The organism is uncultured Thalassolituus sp., from assembly GCF_950066645.1.
Lineage (GTDB): Bacteria > Pseudomonadota > Gammaproteobacteria > Pseudomonadales > Oceanobacteraceae > Thalassolituus.
In genome coordinates, this window is record NZ_CATMFB010000026.1 from 1 (window position 1) to 17,975 (window position 17,975).

At 53.0% G+C, this 17,975-nt stretch carries 16 protein-coding genes and 1 tRNA gene; 8 read left to right on the forward strand and 9 right to left on the reverse strand.

Going from position 1 to position 17,975, the window contains the following annotated elements; all coding sequences use genetic code 11:
• The first annotated feature begins 113 nt into the window (after positions 1–113).
• From Q1L85_RS16280 to Q1L85_RS16290, 3 genes are all read left to right on the forward strand, one after another.
• Positions 114–190 (forward strand) — tRNA-Arg (locus Q1L85_RS16280).
• Between the two features lie 697 nt (positions 191–887).
• A complete protein-coding gene (locus Q1L85_RS16285) occupies positions 888–2,072 on the forward strand; it encodes a hypothetical protein (protein WP_300427204.1) in 1,185 nt (394 codons plus the stop codon).
• Positions 2,066–3,883 (forward strand): hypothetical protein, encoded by a 1,818-nt coding sequence (locus Q1L85_RS16290; protein ID WP_300427203.1) that lies wholly within the window; start codon positions 2,066–2,068, stop codon positions 3,881–3,883. Before Q1L85_RS16285 ends, Q1L85_RS16290 begins: the two co-directional genes overlap by 7 nt.
• Here Q1L85_RS16290 and Q1L85_RS16295 read toward each other — a convergent pair.
• Positions 3,876–4,376 (reverse strand): DUF523 domain-containing protein, encoded by a 501-nt coding sequence (locus Q1L85_RS16295; protein ID WP_300427202.1) that lies wholly within the window; start codon positions 4,374–4,376, stop codon positions 3,876–3,878. The two genes, Q1L85_RS16290 and Q1L85_RS16295, sit on opposite strands and share 8 nt — an antisense overlap.
• On the reverse strand, positions 4,373–5,140 hold the full coding sequence (locus Q1L85_RS16300; protein WP_300427200.1) for a methyltransferase domain-containing protein: 768 nt from the start codon (positions 5,138–5,140) through the stop codon (positions 4,373–4,375). Before Q1L85_RS16300 ends, Q1L85_RS16295 begins: the two co-directional genes overlap by 4 nt.
• A gap of 154 nt (positions 5,141–5,294) precedes the next feature.
• Between Q1L85_RS16300 and Q1L85_RS16305 the strand changes: the two genes are divergently transcribed.
• A complete protein-coding gene (locus Q1L85_RS16305; RefSeq protein WP_300427198.1) occupies positions 5,295–5,939 on the forward strand; it encodes a GGDEF domain-containing protein in 645 nt (214 codons plus the stop codon).
• 13 nt (positions 5,940–5,952) lie between these two features.
• On the opposite strand, the gene Q1L85_RS16310 is transcribed toward Q1L85_RS16305, so the two are convergent.
• Entirely contained in the window at positions 5,953–6,963 is a 1,011-nt protein-coding gene (locus Q1L85_RS16310) for an AraC family transcriptional regulator (RefSeq protein ID WP_300427196.1), read from the reverse strand.
• A gap of 101 nt (positions 6,964–7,064) precedes the next feature.
• Between Q1L85_RS16310 and Q1L85_RS16315 the strand changes: the two genes are divergently transcribed.
• Positions 7,065–8,612 (forward strand): NAD(P)/FAD-dependent oxidoreductase, encoded by a 1,548-nt coding sequence (locus Q1L85_RS16315; protein ID WP_300427195.1) that lies wholly within the window; start codon positions 7,065–7,067, stop codon positions 8,610–8,612.
• A gap of 89 nt (positions 8,613–8,701) precedes the next feature.
• Here Q1L85_RS16315 and Q1L85_RS16320 read toward each other — a convergent pair whose 3' ends face one another.
• The gene (locus tag Q1L85_RS16320) at positions 8,702–9,703 is read right to left on the reverse strand and encodes a 2-dehydropantoate 2-reductase (protein ID WP_300427194.1); all 1,002 of its coding nucleotides are present in this window, start codon (positions 9,701–9,703) and stop codon (positions 8,702–8,704) included.
• Positions 9,700–10,161: a YaiI/YqxD family protein gene (locus tag Q1L85_RS16325; RefSeq protein ID WP_300427193.1), complete on the reverse strand. Its 462-nt coding sequence runs from the start codon at positions 10,159–10,161 to the stop codon at positions 9,700–9,702. The genes Q1L85_RS16320 and Q1L85_RS16325 overlap by 4 nt, the downstream gene beginning before the upstream one ends.
• Positions 10,162–10,347: 186 nt before the next feature.
• On the opposite strand from Q1L85_RS16325, the gene Q1L85_RS16330 reads away from it, so the two are divergent.
• Positions 10,348–11,232: a metal-dependent hydrolase gene (locus Q1L85_RS16330; protein WP_300427192.1), complete on the forward strand. Its 885-nt coding sequence runs from the start codon at positions 10,348–10,350 to the stop codon at positions 11,230–11,232.
• 158 nt (positions 11,233–11,390) lie between these two features.
• On the forward strand, positions 11,391–13,022 hold the full coding sequence (locus Q1L85_RS16335) for a long-chain-fatty-acid--CoA ligase (protein WP_300427190.1): 1,632 nt from the start codon (positions 11,391–11,393) through the stop codon (positions 13,020–13,022).
• Between the two features lie 63 nt (positions 13,023–13,085).
• On the opposite strand, the gene Q1L85_RS16340 is transcribed toward Q1L85_RS16335, so the two are convergent.
• The 4 genes from Q1L85_RS16340 to Q1L85_RS16355 form a co-directional block, all read right to left on the reverse strand.
• A complete protein-coding gene (locus Q1L85_RS16340) occupies positions 13,086–13,652 on the reverse strand; it encodes a nucleotidyltransferase family protein (RefSeq protein WP_300427189.1) in 567 nt (188 codons plus the stop codon).
• A 112-nt stretch (positions 13,653–13,764) separates the two neighbouring features.
• Entirely contained in the window at positions 13,765–14,661 is an 897-nt protein-coding gene (locus Q1L85_RS16345; protein WP_300427188.1) for a crotonase/enoyl-CoA hydratase family protein, read from the reverse strand.
• Positions 14,658–15,641, reverse strand: a complete 984-nt coding sequence (locus Q1L85_RS16350) for a nitronate monooxygenase family protein (protein WP_300427186.1) — start codon at positions 15,639–15,641, stop codon at positions 14,658–14,660. Before Q1L85_RS16350 ends, Q1L85_RS16345 begins: the two co-directional genes overlap by 4 nt.
• Before the next feature lie 92 nt (positions 15,642–15,733).
• Complete coding sequence (locus tag Q1L85_RS16355; RefSeq protein WP_300427185.1) at positions 15,734–16,765, reverse strand: fatty acid desaturase; 1,032 nt, start codon at positions 16,763–16,765, stop codon at positions 15,734–15,736.
• A gap of 121 nt (positions 16,766–16,886) precedes the next feature.
• Between Q1L85_RS16355 and Q1L85_RS16360 the strand changes: the two genes are divergently transcribed.
• A complete protein-coding gene (locus Q1L85_RS16360) occupies positions 16,887–17,948 on the forward strand; it encodes an AraC family transcriptional regulator (RefSeq protein WP_300427184.1) in 1,062 nt (353 codons plus the stop codon).
• Positions 17,949–17,975: the final 27 nt, after the last annotated feature.

A 17,975-nucleotide genomic window follows, 5' to 3' on the forward strand; every position in this document is an offset into this window, starting at 1 on the left:
GCTCGTAGCTCAGCTGGATAGAGTACCTGGCTACGAACCAGGCGGTCGGAGGTTCGAATCCTCCCGAGCGCGCCATTCTCCCCGAATGTTTATCGTGTTGTTTTTTCTGATGCGCGCTCGTAGCTCAGCTGGATAGAGTACCTGGCTACGAACCAGGCGGTCGGAGGTTCGAATCCTCCCGAGCGCGCCATTTCAGAAAACTTTCCTCGAAGTGCCAAAATATCCCAGTTTAAACAGTTCTATCCGAAGCCACTATTGCGCTCGGGATGGACGAGAGCCTCTGATAGGTTCGGCTGATTGCCGGGAGCAATCAGGACCGCGTCAGCGCCCGAGAGTCTATCCTCTCTCCCGAGCGCGCCATTTCAGAAAACTTTCCTCGAAGCGCCAAAATATCCCAGTTTAAACAGTTCTATCCGAAGCCACTATTGCGCTCGGGATGGACGAGACCGTTCATACGCATCAGTGAATCCCTGCTCGCCAACTACTGCCATGTTCAACGTTGGTGTCTGCGTTATTTCATCCGTGTGGAAACACGCGTTCAGTATAACGGCTTAGTCTGTCTGCTCAGCTTGAGGCGTTTTTTGTCTCCAATTGTCGCTGCTGGCGATTGGCTCGTATTGCTACTTCCGGGAATATCAGTGGTACTGAAGCGCATGACAGCAGGCTTTCTCAGCGATAACAGCGATTTTAGTCCGCTTCTTATTCTGTCTTGAAAAGTCACTGGGTCAGATAGACTCCTGTACATGACAAATGTCACTGATCACGAAGATCGGCGTTCGATACATTCTGAACATATAACTCCATAGGTTGTTGCTACGGGTTCAGCCTTAACGCGCAACAGTTGTTCAGTCGATATGGAAATCAATAATAAGAACAGAGGATGACGCATGCTCAAGCCCCTATTCGCGCTTACCGCACTCAGCCTGTCTACGACGAGCCTGGCACTGCAGGCTATTTCTGAACGGGAATTATCTGACGTTGCTGCACAGGCATTTATTTCTGTCGATTCTTCCTCTTACTCCGAAGGTGGTGAGACCTGGGATTTCCGGCGGATTAATCTCGGACTGGATATTCAGACGCTGCTCACGGCCGATGAACTCGTAATTGGTGAATTCGAGCGATCGTATGGCGATGGCGACGGAACAGCGCCTATGGTGGTTGAAGGCAGCGACGGATCGCAGCGTACTGTTGAATTTATTTTTGAGGATGGTGAAGTCAAAGTTCCCTCTGCAGACCTGATTCTTGAGAACTTTGCTTTGGGCGGAGTGAAAAATCCTTATTCCGAGAATCCCGAGGTGGATGCTTTCCATATCCGCGATCCGTACATAGAACTGGCGTACAAAGATAACGAGCAGGGAATCCGGCAGGTTGTTGGTTTCCGTATGGGCTTTGGTAAATCTCAAGGCTACTTATCGGCCGATCTGTTATCTGTTACCGGTAATTTTCAGGCTTATGTGACGGGTATTGGTCGCGATGCGTACAACAGTGCGTGTGAAGGCCCTGATGCTTCGGGAAGTGCAACACAATGTCTGCTGCTTTCTGCAGCAACCGGATCTGTTATTTATTCTCCTATTGAACTGCTCGATGGCTACACGGGTAATGCTTTGCCGTCTGGAACAGACGAGGGGGTTCGTTATGTTAAACGGGCAACCTGGGCGGGTGTGCCGACGGGAGGATATTTCAGTACCAATGGGTGGCTCGGAGGAATTCTGCCGCTACTGAAAGCAAAAGACTGTGAAATCAGTGGTGTCCGGAGCTGTCTGAAGACAGGAATTTATCAGTCGATCTATCTTGGGCTTCCAGAGGAGCAACGGGAAGAGGGCGCGACCTTCGATGATACCGCAGCGCGAGGGGTATTCTTTTCTCTGCAGTCGGGGCTGGTGCCCTGGGAAGACCTGTCCGGGCTGACGACCGATGGGCGTGTATATACCGAGCGTGGCGCTTTCTTCAATTCTGCAGCTTATGCTGATGGCCAGGGTAATAAGCGTTATCCATTAACACTCGATCTGTATGGGGGCCTTGCAGGTACTCCCCGCGTTGCGACTTGTGTAGGGAGAATCAAGGGATGCTGAAATACGTAATTTATGTGGTTGCTCCGGCCGTGATGGCATTACCAGCGTACGCTGAGCTGCGCTCTTTGTCCGATAGCCAGCTGTCAGAAACAACCGGCGACGGACTCGGGCTGGTGCTGGAAGATTTTCAGTTTTCCACCGATGGCGCCAGCATGACCATCACAGGTATCGAAAACAGCAACAACGAAGAGATAACCGCCTCGGTTGATGGCTTTTATATTATGGGTGAAGGGAGCGTTTACGGAACGCAACCCCGCGATGCCCAGATCGGGACTTATTACCATCCCTGGGTAATTCAGTCGGTCAGGGGAAATTCTGCTCCCGAGTTCAGCCAGATCGGGGATGACGTCGCATTACTTGAATTAAAAACAGATTCATACACGAACCCATTGCAGAACTCTTCGCTGTTCAGTGTGTACTCCCGCTATCAGGGGTGTATCTGGGGGCATGACGGTTGTGGAAGTCAGCCAGGTGACACTCCCTTTACCGCTGTCGACGAAATTGATAACCAGATTGCCGGATATCAGGCGGACGTCGATGCTCTTAATGCCCTCTACTCTGGCGTTTATGCGGGTGGAGCATCTTCTTACCTCATCAATGAGTCTGAAGTCGTTCAGAGCCCCGGCGGTGTGGTTTATGAACAGCAGCGTGTCATCGAAGAAAAGCAGGTTATTCTGGCGGAAGCCATCCGTACCTACGAGGCGGAAAACCCTGGGGAATATGCTTCCGCAAAAACAATTGCGGGTAATGAACTCACTGAGGCGTCTCAGCTTTATCAACTGACGGATAAATCGGTGAACCTTGGCGAAAAGTATGATTGTGGCTTCTTTGGCACAAGCTGCTCTACCGAAGAGCGTAATTACAATGATCAGATTGATGATTGGGAAGACGCAAAGAATGATGTTGCGGATATTGAGAAAAACTGGGAAGCAGAAAATCTTGAACTCGCGGAAGCAAACCGGGATCTGGGTGATATTCTGACGAAAGAAGAATACACCGATGAAAGCGGACGCACATTAGGTGAGCGGATTGCAGACGCGGATAAGTATCAGGTGCTCTGTGGTGAATCCGCCACTGACGACAGCTGTAGCGACGGTCTGATTTCGGTCCGTACCGGTGAGCGTGATGATATCAATGATATTGCGCTGGCATTAAATCGCGGGCAACAGCGTCGTGGCGGCCTGGATGTCGGAGCACGCCTCAGTTTTGAAGTGATTAACGAGAATAAGAACACAGGCGAAATCAGTCGGGTTAAAGACTACCTGTCTTTCGAAATGAAAGGATTGTACGTTGATAATTCTTATCTGCGGCTGTGGTCGCGCCCTGATAAAGACACAGGCCTGGCAAAACTGAATGGTGAACTGAGCCTCAGATTTTTTGCTAAGCAGTTTGTGATTTCTTCCTGCGGTGTCGAATGTGAATTAAAACCCGGTGATTCCGATGCGGTTATTGAAGACAAGCTGGCACTGAAAGACAGCACGGCTCTGAAACTGAATAATTACCTCTATGATCTGAATCTTGGCTATGGCGATGTTCAGCCGCTGACGTTTGATGTCAGTTCCGATGGTCACTTCGTTTTCGAACTGGGTTTCCCCGATTTTGAAACCACGGGGCAGGCCAGAACTAAAGAAAATGTTCAGGCGTTCTTCAACGATTATTATGACAATGCTCCGAAGAGCAATTTTATTATTGGACAGGTTCAGCTGGGTGCGGTGCCGGAAACAGGGCCTAATTACGGCGACCTTGGCGGGGTACGGGCTGTAGGCCTGAGGGCCCAGTATCTTCGTATTGAAAGTTACGACATCAACTGACGTTGTCTTCCATCGCCCGGATGAGGTCCTCTGCATCGTCCGGGCTGAAGCAGCGGATGCCATTTTTTTCGAGAAGAGCAACAGTCACGCCAGACCCGGGGATCAGTGTCCGGGAGAAGGTACCGTCGTAAATCAGGCCTTTGCCACACGAGGGTGACCGGGCAGCCAGCAGAGCGAGGGCTGCATTGCACTTCTGAGCCTGCTGCAGTGTTTTCTGCGCTCCCGCGATGAACGCGTCTGTCACATCCTTTCCCGCGACGGTAATAACCCGGGCCTGACCGCGCAGTACCTCCAGCCCGTCAGAGGTGGTCTCTGCCGGTGGACGGGGCGTAGGTAATCCACCGGACGTTTCAGGGCAGACTGGCACCAGTCTGCCCTGAGCGTTCCATTGGCTGATCCAGTTCTGCAGGTCTCTGACCTTCGATGCATTATCGTCACCGTCGTATCTGACTTTTTCGCCCAGGAGACAGGCGCTGATCAGCAGGCGCTTCACCGGGACTTTCTCAGCAGAAAATGAACGTAGCGCCCGAGCCGTCGGTAAGGCTCCTGCAGGCCAGCTTCGAGGTCTGCACGGTTAACGGCGTCCTGTCCGATCCGGTCGCGTATTTTCTGATGCATGTGGTCATGGATGCAGCGTATCCCACGCCAGCGCAAGAGTTCAAAGCCCAGGTCTCTGAGACTCTGTTCTATCTCGTCGGGATCCAGTGGGTGTTGCGGCGCATTGCCTTCTTTTCTCAGGCGGGGATTAGCCGAGGCTGGGGCGTGGGTGCGTCCATTCATCAGCTGTCGCCATTGGTGACCATGCAGGTTATAAAACATCAGAGAGAGATATCCCCCTGGGCGGACCTTAGCAGTCAGAAGAGGGAGAGCCTCCATGGGCTTCTCCAGCCATTCGAGGACGGCATGGTTGACCACGATGTCAAACTCTCCCGGAAAAGCCTCAGAAACGCTCTGGAGAGGCGCCAGCTCTGTACTTAGTGGTAGCTCTGCTGCTGCGAACTGGTCTTCAGCGAGCGTTAACATCTCGCGAGAGATATCGCAGAGTGAAATATTCCCGCCCTGTCGGGCCAGCCAGAGGCTGAACTGCCCCTGCCCACCGCCGATGTCCAGCACCTGAGATGCATTGAGAGGAACCGCGAGGTCCTGAAAGTCCTGTTGAAGCGCCATCAGTCTGAGTTGCCCTCGCGGCGTGGCATAAATCGTCCTGCTGAAGCGGGTGGCCAGATCGTCGAAATTGCGGTCGGATGTGTCAGTCATGGACAGTTCAGCACTCAGAAACAGGGAAATCGGTGAGAATGTTACGCCAGCTGTCAGCCTGCGCAAACCATTGTTGCCTCAATGGTCTAGACTTGTTGTCAGTTACTGAATATTCATTGTTAACCCTGATACTCTCTGGGACGGAAACCCCGATATGTCGCTATCACCCGCTGTCTGTCCGGTTGGCGAAACCGGTTGCCCTTTATTGCAGGAGGTTACTGAACTCCGCCAGCAGGTGATCACCGATCCTCTCACGGGGCTGCATAACGTCCGCTATTTCCGCAACAGTCTCGAGCATGAGCTGGAGAGAACCCGCCGGACAGGGATGGCCACCGCGCTGATGATGGTGGATCTGGATCACTTCAAAAACATCAATGACACACATGGGCACGAGAACGGCAACCGGGTTCTCATCTTTGTGGCCGAACTACTGAACAGTGCAACACGTAAATTGGATCTGTGCTGTCGTTACGGTGGTGAGGAGTTTGCTGTCATTCTGCCCTCGACCGAGCTGATGCTGGCGCGACAGGTGGCGGAGCGTTTCCGTCAGGCGTTGGAGGAAAGTGATATTCCGTTGGCGGAAGGAACTCTCAAGGTGACTGCCAGTATCGGTATTGCCGTGGCTCCGGATTCTGATGAGATTGAACCGGGCGCCCTGATTGAGATGGCCGATGGTGCGCTTTACGAGGCAAAACGTGGGGGTCGGAATCAGGTCCGCGCGCAGCGTCCTCCGGAGAAAGATCATCATGTGACCGTGGATGAGCGCGACGCACTCCGGAATCTGTTTTCGGGCGATTGAGCAACGCTCAGCGCTATTTCTTGCGGTATTGTGCCGGCGTCATCTGATGCCACTTCTTGAATGCGCGGATAAACGCCGCCGCTTCGGTATACCCCAGTTTTACTGCGATCTGCTCAATGCTCTGCGAGGTGTTATCCAGCAGGTGGCAGGCCTTTTCTGAGCGTACGCTATCGAGCAGTTGCTGATAGGTGGTGTCTTCATCCTTCAACTGGCGGCGGAAACTGCGTTCACTGGTACTGAATGTTTCGGCGCATTCGGCAATGGAAGGATACTCATCGCGGAACATGCTCAGGTACTTATGCACCCGCCGGCTCAGTTGATCGTGCTCGGGCTGACGCCGCTGGTTCAGAAGTTCATCGCATTGCTGGCGGTAGAGTGCCAGAGCTGTTGCATTGGCATTGGGCAGTGTTTTATTGATCAGACCGTCCGGTATCACAAAGCGCGCAACATCGGTGCCGAATTCTACCGGGCAGCCGAAGGTACTCTCGTAAACATCTTTTTCTTTTGGCGCGGGGTAGGGCACACAGATTTTTACCGGCTTGGACTGCTGCCCCAGCATGGCCTGCATCATATTCAGAAACTGAAAGGTGCCAGCCACGTCCCGGTCAATCACAAAACGGTGCAGTTCTTCCGGGACATGGTAGGGATGAAGAACCAGGGAGGCCTCATCACCGGTCATTTCGAAATCCAGACGACTGAATAGGTAACTGAGTTCCTGATAGCGGATACCCAGCTGAATTCCCTCATAGACGGTGCTGCAGCTCATCAACATCATGGCAAAAGCACCGTAAGCCGACAGGCCAAAGGTCGAACTGAGCTTCAGGGCCACCAGAGGATCATGACGCAGATCAATAAACAGATCAGAAAGCACTGCGAGCTCATCGGCCTGAGAAATCACCGCGTTGGCGTCCATCTGGTCTGGGTAGATTCCGTTGCGAGCCAGAGCTGGCGCGGGGTCCAGCCCATATTGCTTCTGTATTTGCTCGATGGTGTAGCTCAGGGCAAGTATGGATCTGAGAGTCATAGTGGCCGAATCTGTTAATTTTTCAGAAAAACCTGACATGGTGGCGTCCGGGCCGCTCCACGTACATTGGTAAACATAATAACGCGATGGAGCAGAAAACGATGAAAGAAATTAACACTACTCTGCCAAAATATACGGACACAGTAATTATTGGCGCGGGCCTGGGTGGCCTCGCAATGGGCATTGGGCTGCAGAAAGCAGGACAGACTGATTACATCATCATTGAAAAATCGACCGAAGTTGGTGGTACCTGGCGTGACAACTCGTATCCGGGTTGCGCCTGTGATGTGCAGTCTCACCTGTATTCGTATTCTTTCACAAATAAGTCTGACTGGACCAAGCGTTACGCTCCGTGGAACGAAATTCAGCAATATATTCTCGACACTGTCTCTGAATATAACGTGCGTCCGAATATCCGCTTCGGGCTTGAAGTAAACAGCTCGGTGTTTGATGAAAAAACCGCAACCTGGACGGTAGGGACGGCTGATGGACAGACAATCCGCTGTCGTTACTTCGTGCTGGCAACCGGCCCGCTGCATGTGCCTCAGATTCCGAATATTCCAGGGCTGGATACCTTTAAAGGTAAGGTGATGCACTCAGCTCAGTGGGATCATGATTATGATCTGAAGGGCAAGAAGGTTGCGTCTATCGGTACGGGTGGCAGTGCCATTCAGTACGTGCCGGAAATTGCACCTGATGTCGCGCAGCTTGATGTGTACCAGCGTACCGCTGCCTGGGTGATTCCACGCGACGAGCGTCCGTACAGTGCTGCGAGTAAATGGGTGTTTAAGAACTTTCCGTCTCTGCGTCGTCTGTATCGCTCGCGTCTGTATTTCACGAATGAAATGCGGGTGTGGCCAATTTTTAATCCCAGCCTGGCGAAAGGCGTCGAGTTTCTGGCGAAGCGCTTTATTAATATGCAGGTTAAAGATCCTGATGTGCGCGAGAAACTGACGCCTGATTACACGATTGGCTGTAAGCGGATTCTTATTTCAAACAAATGGTACAAAACGTTTAACCGTAAAAATGTCTCGTTACTGACCGACGGTATCCGTGAAATCCGGGAAAACAGTATTGTCGATAAAAACGGTGTTGAGCGTGAATGCGACACGATTATTCTGGGTACAGGATTTATCGTAGATCCTCGCGGTTACATGGATAAATTCAATCTTAAAGGTCTGCCCGGCCGGGATATCCTTGAAGACTGGAAAGATGGCGCTGAAGCGTACCTGGGGAATACCGTCAGTGGTTACCCGAATATGTTCCAGTTGGTGGGGCCTAACTCAGGCCTTGGCCATAACTCAATTATCTTCATGATTGAAGCTCAGGTGCACTACATCCTTGAAGGTATGAAAGAAGCGAAAAAACGCGGCGTTGATTACCTGAATGTTAAGAAAACTGCGCAGGATGATTTCAACCGCGAGATTCAGGAGCGTATTAAAGGCTCGGTCTGGACGTCAGGTTGTTCAAGCTGGTATCAGCAGTCTGATGGCAAGAACTTTGTACTCTGGCCTTATTCCACACTTAAGTTCTGGAAGCGGAATAAAAAAGTAATCACTGCACACTATGAGTGGGTGAAGCTGGATGCGCAGGTAAAACAGGATATACCGGCGAAGAAAACCGCGAAAAAAGAGGGAGCGGTTGCCTGAGACGGACGCTGGCCGCGGCAGGTAAGCCGCGGTCGGTACACAGTAGTCATACGGCAGGGGGTAACCCCTGTGACTCTTTTGCGGCGCTTTCAGCGCCGCTTTTTTATATGTTGCAGAATATCTTCGCCAGACATTCCTGCGAGCCGGGCCCCGGTTTCAATCCCGTGTATCAGCTCTATGAGTGCCCGGTTTGCAGGGGCGTTCAGGCCGAGCCTTTCTGATTCTCTGACCACAGCGCCATTAATAAAGTCTACTTCTGTTCTGCGCCCTGAATTCAGATCTTCCCACATAGACGAGCGCGCTTCCGGATCAATGGCCAGCATGCTTGACGCCAGTCGGCGAAACAGAAAATCGGGTACGCGGATCAGTTTGGGTAGCCAGCGCGCGGGCAGCCTGGTGAGCTGGGGAAGTTGTAGCTGACGTGCGTCGGCCACGGCGATGAGTTCATTCATGGCTTCGCTGAGTACTTTGCGGTATGCGCGGGTTTCCAGCTCGCTTTTTAACGGCATATCGCTCAATGCGTTGATCGCATTATTGAGATTTAACTGAAGCTTGGCCCAGCGCAAAGCCTCAAACTCATCCGTTTGTTTCAGCGCAAAGCCAGCCTGAGAGAAATACTGGTTCAGCGAGTCTCCGCACGAGAGTGCAGATGTGTAGACGTCGCCCTCTGTCCCACGGTGAAAGCAGCCTTTACCCAGGGGGGCAACGTTAAAGCCGACAATCCCCTGTATTACCGGATTCGGCAGATTCTTCAGGGATTCTTCACTACCGATACCATTCTGCAGAGCGACTACTGGTACCTGAGGACGGGCGAACCGGGCGATTTCTTCTGTTGCTGAGGCGACTGCTGCACACTTCACCGTCAACAGAATCACATCTGCGCTGACCAGAGTATCGGCGCTTGTTGATAGCTGGGGCAGGGGGGCATCCAGTGACAGACCCTGATAATCACTCAGGTGAATCTGACCCGCGTCTTTCAGTTCGGTCTCTATACGGGGACGAACGATAAGGGTGACATCGGCGCCGGCTGCGGACAGTGCGCCACCGAGATAGCACCCTATTGCACCGGCGCCGAGTATGCAGATCTTCACGGTTTTGCTCGCTGGGACCGGGTCAGCCAGCGATCCAGAGAGTTGGCAAACGCCTGTTTGTCCTTATCTGAAAAAGCCGCCGGGCCTCCACTCTGAACACCAGACGATCGCAAGGTTTCCATGAAATCCCGCATATTGAGTTTCTGACGAATGGTTTGTGGGTTGTAGGTTTCACCGCGGTTATTAATGGCTTCAACCTGCTTCTCCAGCACTTCGGCCGCCAGAGGAATGTCCTGGGTAATCACCAGATCGCCCGGCTGAGCCCGTTGAGCAATCAGGTTGTCGGCAACATCAAAGCCTGGCTCGACCTGCAGGGCGGTGATACAGGGCGAAGGCGTGACAGGCACCCGATGGTTGGCCACAAAGCAGGTCGTTGTGTTTGTGCGTATGGCAGCCCGGCAGATGACTTCTCTGACGGGTTTCGGGGTGGCGTCAGCATCGACCCAGATGGTTGGCATATTGGCGTCCGGCGTTAGTGGATATCGTGACTATTATGCCGGGGAACCGCCGGCGGGCAACTATACCTGTGTAGCGACTGTGTTTTTTTTCACCGGAGATTGTTTGCTTTCCACCTGTTTCAGTCGGGGAGGCTGGTGGAATATAGAAAAGACAGAACAACAACAGATCCTGCTGAGGAGAAAGTTATGAACGCAACGGTTGCACAGCATCCTGAAATCAAGCCGCGCCACATGTCGATGCCGTTTGAACAGTTGGAAACTCCGTATTTTTTCGACAATAACGCTCTGCTGTCTGCATTTTTTGCAGCGCTGTCGTCGACGTTCCCTGCAGGTGAAGGTGAGTTTATTGATTCCGTCCGTCTTTATCGCGAAAAAGTGTCCAGCGATAAGCTGAAACAGGAGATCCGTGGCTTTATCGGTCAGGAAGGTCATCACAGCCGCCAGCATGAGCGTGTGAATGAGATCCTTCGTGATCTGGGGTTTGATGCGGTTGCTCTGGATAAAGACCTGGGCAGTTATATCAAACGCCACGTACACCCGCGCTCAGACAAGTTCCGTCTGGCGATGACCGTCTGTATGGAGCACCTGACGGCCATTCTGGCTGAGCACCTGCTGACGTATCCGGAGACGCTCGATAAGCTGGCAGAGCCTGTGCAGGACCTTCTGTACTGGCATGCGGTTGAAGAAATCGAACATAAGTCAGTCGCTTTCGACACCTTTATGAGCATTGAGGGTGACCAGAAGTATCTGCGCTGGTGTCAGGTGTATGCGACCCTGTTTTTCTTCCATCGTATCGGCTGGTACACGGTTAAGCTGTTATGGTGGCAGAAGAAAATGCCTTCCTGGCGCGAAGTGAAAGGTTTCTGGCGTTTCATGACCGGGCCCAAAGGCATGTTTACCGGTGTAATTAAGAACTATATGGACTGGTTCAAGAAAGGATTCCACCCCTGGGACCACGAAAACTCAGAATTGATTGAACGCTGGAAATCAGAGTTCTATCGCGAAGAGCAGGACCTGGCTGTGCAGAAAGCAAAAGCCAGAGCAGCAGAAAAGCAGGCGGCTACAGCCTGATTTCTGCCGACCCGGGCAGTGCGAAGCCCAAGGCCGCCGTCAGGCGGCCATTTTCGTTCTGAGATTCGTCGCATTTTGGCAGATACGCCCTTGTCTTTCCCGACCGACCTTTCTATCGTAAGTCCCAATAACAACAACACCCTTTCAGGAGAACCCCTATGCAAGGTCTGATGATGGATCGCCCGCTGCTTATCTCGTCGTTATTGCAGCATGCCGAGGTGACACATCCGCACTCTGAAATTGTGAGTCGTCGCTGTGAAGGCGATATCCACCGTTACACCATGAAAGACGCCGCTGCGCGCGCGCGTAAAGTCGCGAACCTGCTGCAGCGCCTGAACATCAATGATGGCGACCGGATCGCGACGCTGGCGTGGAACAATTATCGTCATTTCGAGCTGTACTACGGGGTATCTGGGTATGGTGCGGTATTGCATACGATCAACCCGCGTCTGTTCGCAGAGCAGCTGGTGTATATCGTTAATCATGCCGAAGACCGTTATATCTTTGTTGATCTCACTTTTGTGCCACTGCTCGAAGCCATTCTGCCTCATATCGGCAATGTCGAAGGCTTTATCATCCTGTGTGATGAAGACAAAATGCCAGAGACTAAGCTCCCGAATGCTCAGTGCTACGAGACGCTTCTTGCCGCAGAATCTGATGAATTTGAGTGGCCTGAATTTGATGAGCGTAAAGGTGCGAGCATGTGCTACACCTCAGGGACAACGGGCAACCCGAAAGGCGTGCTTTATTCACACCGCTCAACCTGTCTGCATGCACTCTCTTCCGTGGGTGAAGAGGTGATGGGGCTGTCTTCCAGTTCGTGCTTCCTGCCAGTGGTTCCTATGTTCCATGTGAACGCCTGGGGGACGCCATATTCTGCATGTATCACCGGTGCTAAGCAGGTATTCCCTGGCCCGGGGATGGACGGGGCTTCGCTGTGGGAGCTGATTGAAGCGGAAAAACCAGACCTCTTGCTAGGAGTTCCGACCGTATGGCTGATGCTGCTGAACCATATGGACAGCATCGGTAAGAAGCTGGCATCCGTGAAGAACGTCATTATCGGCGGTGCTGCGGCGCCTCTGCAGATGATCAAAGATTTTGATCAGAAACACGACGCGTTCGTTGTTCATGCCTGGGGCATGACTGAGATGAGCCCGATCGGGACCATCAATGCTTACAATGGGATTATGGCTGCCCTGCCTAAAGAAGAGCGTTACCAGCTTCAGCGTAAGCAGGGCCGCCCGGTCTTTGGTGTCGAAATTAAAATCTGTGATGACGATGGCAATGAGTTGCCGCGCGACGGTAAAACGTTCGGGCGTCTGTTAGTACGCGGGCCATGGATCGTTAATGGGTATTACAACAACGATGATACCTCCAGCTTCGAAAATGGCTGGTTCGATACGGGCGATGTCGCCACCATTGATGAAAACAGCTATATGAACATCGTTGACCGTTCCAAGGATGTGATTAAGTCGGGTGGTGAATGGATCAGCTCGATCGATCTCGAGAACGCTGCGGTTGGTCATCCTCAGCTTGCTGAGTGTTGCGTGATTGGTGCTCGTCATCCGAAGTGGGATGAACGTCCGATTCTGCTGGCGGTGAAAAATCCGGAAGCGGAAGTCGACGAAGCGTCAGTGCTGTCGTATCTCGAAGATAAAATTGTGAAGTGGTGGATGCCTGATGCCGTGATTTTTGTAGAGTCACTGCCTCATACAGCGACAGGAAAACTGCTGAAGGTTGATCTGCGCAAAGACTACGAAAACTATCTGATTGATCATGGCAAAGCCTGATCATCAGTGAACCGCAGAAAGCCCCGGTATATCCGGGGCTTTCTGTTTATGGGGGAGCTTATTTCAGACAGCGCAGGGCATATCTGATGGGGTGTTAACGTCATTGTGAATCATCTGATCGTCGATGATGACGTTCACATTTCTGCGATCAGGGATGATCCGGACTTCAGTGCGATGCCCGCTCAGGCTCATCAGCTCGAAGGCGTGTTCGCGGCGGAATGCGGTAGGAAACCCGGGTTGACCAAAACGATCGACCGGGCGTGCGCAATCGGTCAGCTCCAGGTGGCGGGCCAGTAACTGATAGGTCTCTGCGGTAATCCAGGGCATGTCCGCTCTGGCGATGATCCAGCCATCCCAGTCCTGGTTTGAATGCACTCCAAACGCAATGCTGTGGCCGATGCCATGGGCTGCGTCAGGGCAGATCCCGGCACTCGCTTCTTCGGGGATACACGATTCCAGGACGTCATGGTCGCCTGGATGCAGAACGACAAAGCAGGGCAGACCAGATGCCACTGCATTGTCGATACTGGCCCTGAGCATACATTGATGCCCTGGCCAGGGGGCACAGCGCTTATCGCTGCCAAAACGTTCGCTGCGTCCAGCAGCCAGCAGAATAATACCTGTTCTCATCGGCGCCTCCTGTAATGGTAGAGGGGTCGTTTAACTTAACTCCAACCGACGCTAGCACAGGGCTTGTTCTGCTCACACGGTAAAACTGTTACCTGTGACCTGTTACAAAGCCTCAGTCAGAGGATTCCGCCTGATCCCACCAGGGGTAGATCGGCGGCATATCACTGCTGACAGTGGCGCTGAAGTCGGAGGGTCGTTTTTCCAGAAAACTGGCAACACCTTCCTTGCCATCGGCAAGACTGGTGTAAAACATGCCCAGCGATTCCACTTTATGCGCTTCAGCCGGATGGGCTGCGGCGCTGTTCCGATACATCATCTGCCGTATCATCGCGACCGATACGGCGGATCGGCTGGCTATTTTTTGCGCAATTTTCCGGGCTTCGTCAAGCAGTTGGCCGGAAGGGATCACCTGACTGACAAATCCTGCCTCCTTTGCGACGTCACCGTTAAAGATTTCGGCGGTCATGGTCCACTCGAGGGCTTTTGAGATACCGACGATGCGAGGCAGGAACCAGCTTGAGCAGGCTTCCGGTACGATACCGACCTTGCTGAACACGAATCCGATACGAGTATGCTCAGACGCCAGGCGGATATCCATGGCACAGGTCATGGTTGCGCCGATTCCTACAGCAGCACCATTAATGGCAGCAATGACAGGTTTGGTGCAGCGGAAGACTGCCAACGCAACGCGCCCACCTGTGTCGCGAACGCCCTGAACGATGGCCGGATCGCTGAAGCGCTCATTCATGTCCTGCATGGTCGGGCGCTGGGATTCGTCCAGGCCGAAGACATTCCCTTCCTTAGATAGATCCATTCCCGCACAGAAAGCTTTGCCTGCGCCGGTGACAATAATCGCCCGGACGTCATCGTCCAGACTGGCCCGGTCGAAGGCGTGGATAAGTTCGTTACACATTTCAACCGTGAAGGCATTCATCTGCTCAGGACGGTTCAACGTCAGGGTCAGGATGTGGTCACTGACTTCCCAGTTCAGGGTGGTGTAGGTAGTCACAGGCTGTTCTCCTTAAACGCAGCGATGGCATTCGTGTACTCATTTTTCAGGCGCTGGATCAGCTCTGAGGCAGGTGGGGCATCTGTGATGCTGCCAACACCATGACCGGCAGACCAGAGGTCTTTCCATGGCTTGGCGGTGGTCGCCTGCGCGGTCTTTTCAATATCCAGTTCGGCACCAAAATCTACATGGTCAGGTTTCTTATGAGTGACCAGATCAATGCCGTGGGCATCCAGCGACGGTTTCAGGAACGATGCATTCACACCGGAAATTTTAGGAGTGTAAACAATGTCGGCGGCACTGCTGGTGGCCAGCATATCTTTGTATTCGTCCTGTACCTGACACTCTTCTGTACCGATAAAACGGGTGCCCATATACGCCATGTCGGCGCCCATCATACGCGCTGCCGCGATATCCCGGCCGGTGCTCAGGCTACCGGCGAGCAACACGGTTTTGTCGAAGAACTGACGAATTTCGTTCACTAGTGCAAACGGATTCCAGTCACCGGCATGACCTCCGGCCCCGCCAGCGACAGCAATCAGACCATCGATACCAACAGACGCCGCTTTGCGGGCAAAACGGGCGTTAACGATATCGTGGAAGACCACTCCGCCGTAGCTGTGAACGGCATCGACAACGTCCTGTACGGCGCCAAGGGAAGTAACGACCAGGGGCACTTTATGCTTAACGATAATTTTCAGGTCTTCCTGCAGTCGTGCGTTGCTTTTGTGCACAACCAGATTGACGCCAAAAGCAGCAGCCGCTTCTCCGGATTCCGCTTCCCACGCATCCAGGTCGCTACGGATTTGGGTCAGCCACTGATCCAGTCCTTCACTTGAACGTTGGTTCAGCGCGGGAAATGTACCAATCACCCCAGATTTACAACATGCGGTAACCAGTGCAGGACCAGAGGCCAGAAACATTGGCGCGACAACTAAGGGCAGTTTCAGGCCCGGGCGAAGTGATTCAGGCAGGGACATGCAGGAACTCCGTATGGTGGTCATAAAAAAAACAGGGGATGAGTGTCTCATCCCCTGTTAAGGGTGGAAACAGTCGAGTGTGCCAAAAAGGGTCAGGCGTCAGCCGTCTGACCCACCTTCACTGTTTCAAAACGGTTCGCCCGCGCAAATGTCCCGAAGTCGTTAAACGGGACTCCGTGTTCGCGGAAGGCTTGATGCGCTGCTTTGGCGGTTAACTGGCGGATATAAAAGGGTTCGCCCACCACAAAATGATGAATGCCGTGGGTGCTGCCAAAGTTAAAGCAGAACAGTTGAAATGGTAGGAAGCGCCAGTCGTTCAGTACCTGGGTCTGATTCAGCAGCGAGTCGACGCCACCGTAATAATGCATGTTCGAGCTGATAAAATTCAGGCAGAAGGAGCGCAGATAAAATGGTGCGATCAGAATAACGATCAGTGGTGTAACAGCGTTTGCGTAGCTGAGCAGGGCTTCAGGTGCAGAGCCGCCGAATGGCATTGCCAGCAGATTAATCAGTTGAATCAGTAAAAAGCTGTACCAGACAAAGGCCGTGATCACACCGAAGGGCATATTCGAGGCAATAATACGCTTTGCTGAATGCCAGCGGCGTCCAGCTGGCAGGAACATCCAGACCCTCAGTAGGTTACCCGTAAAAGTATCCATCATTACCCAGAAACGTACGAAACCGTAAGGGTGGCCGTTGCCTATGCCGCGCTCTTCCAGATCTTCCGCGGTGCCTGACGTTTTGTGGTGTAAGAAGTGCAGCCGGCGGCGGATCCACGGATTAATCGTGCCGGGACGGAATACCCATACGCCTAACAGCATCAGGTTGTGGATCGCTTTGTTGTTTTTGAAATACTGCCAGTGAATCAGATCATGCTCCAGCTCGTGGAGGAATGACGTGAGTATGGCAACCAGGGGAATACAGAGCCAGGCAGGCATCACACCTTCGAGCCAGGCCCATCCGCAGCCAAGAATACCGGCGACAGATACCAGGAATATGCTCATACCCATCAGGTTATTGTTGGCTAAAACCGGGTAGCGTTGACGAGCGTCGTCTCCGGCACGACGGATCACAGTCCGGATGGCTTCAATACTGGCAGCATCGTTATTAACGTTATTTGGCATAACACCCTCATCGGTGAGTCTCACGGCGGGTTTCACTCTACTCAATTGGTGGGTTATAAGGTTGTTATTGTTTATATAATGGCCTTGAAACCTATGTTGTTGGCCGAATTGGGGCGGTAGAGTGTCGGAAACTGAACATAATGCGGTATATCCGGCAGCGGAATTGCAGCTCATCCGCTGCTTTATGGACGAGCACGGTATCCCAATGCGCAGCTGGCTGTTGGGGACCGGGCTGGCGGACGACTGCCTCGACGATACTGAGCTGAGGCTCTCAAATCGCCAGTTCGATATTGTTCACCGCAATATTGCCCGGCTTCTCAAACAGCTTCCTGATGCTGGGCTGCGCTTGGGAGTGGCTCTGAATCTCTCCCGATGGGGGATGATGGCGGGTGCGCTGTTGTGCAGCCGGACCCTGGGTGAAGCACTCGCGACAGCAAACCGTTACCGCGTTCTGGTTCGGAGCCGGTTTCAGCTGCGTGCCGATGTTCACGATGACCTCTGTATCGTCCGGGTAGCCCCTGTGACCGGTGATTTGCCAGTGAACCTGAGATTTTCTCTTGAGGTCATGATTGCCAGCCTGAGCGCCCAGATAGAACAGTTACTTGGGAAGCCATTCAGCTTTCAGCGAGTAGAGGTTCCTCTGAGTGCTGAAAGCGCAGGCGAGTGGCGTCGTCACCTGGGAGCGAATGTACATTTCAGCTGCAAACAGACGCGTCTGATTTTTCCTGCAGAGCTTCTCAGCTCGCCGCTGCCGTTCGCTAACCCCGTGACCCGTGCACAGATTCTTGCCGCTTGCGAGAGTGAAGTGCAGCGGCTCGCCAGCGCGCGCTCAGGCGATGTGACCTGGCGGGTTCGTGAGTGGCTTAGCGGGCAGGAGGGCCGTCCATCGATGAGTACTGCGGCGACTGCACTCAACACATCGGAGCGGACATTGAGACGACAATTGCAGCTCTCAGGAACCAGCTATACTCAATTACTCGATGAACATTGCCTTCAGTCAGCGATGCAGCGCTTGCTTGTTCCTGGCGCCCGGGTCACGGATGTTGCCCGCCAGTGTGGCTACCGTGATATTGCGAGTTTTCGGGAGGCGTTCCGCCGGTATTCAGGTATGACCCCTGGGAAATACCAGAGGCTGGAGTGGCAGAAGATGACAGCTGGCGGGAGTCTGGCTGCGCCAGAATGAGGAATAACGCACATTGACGGCGCATCA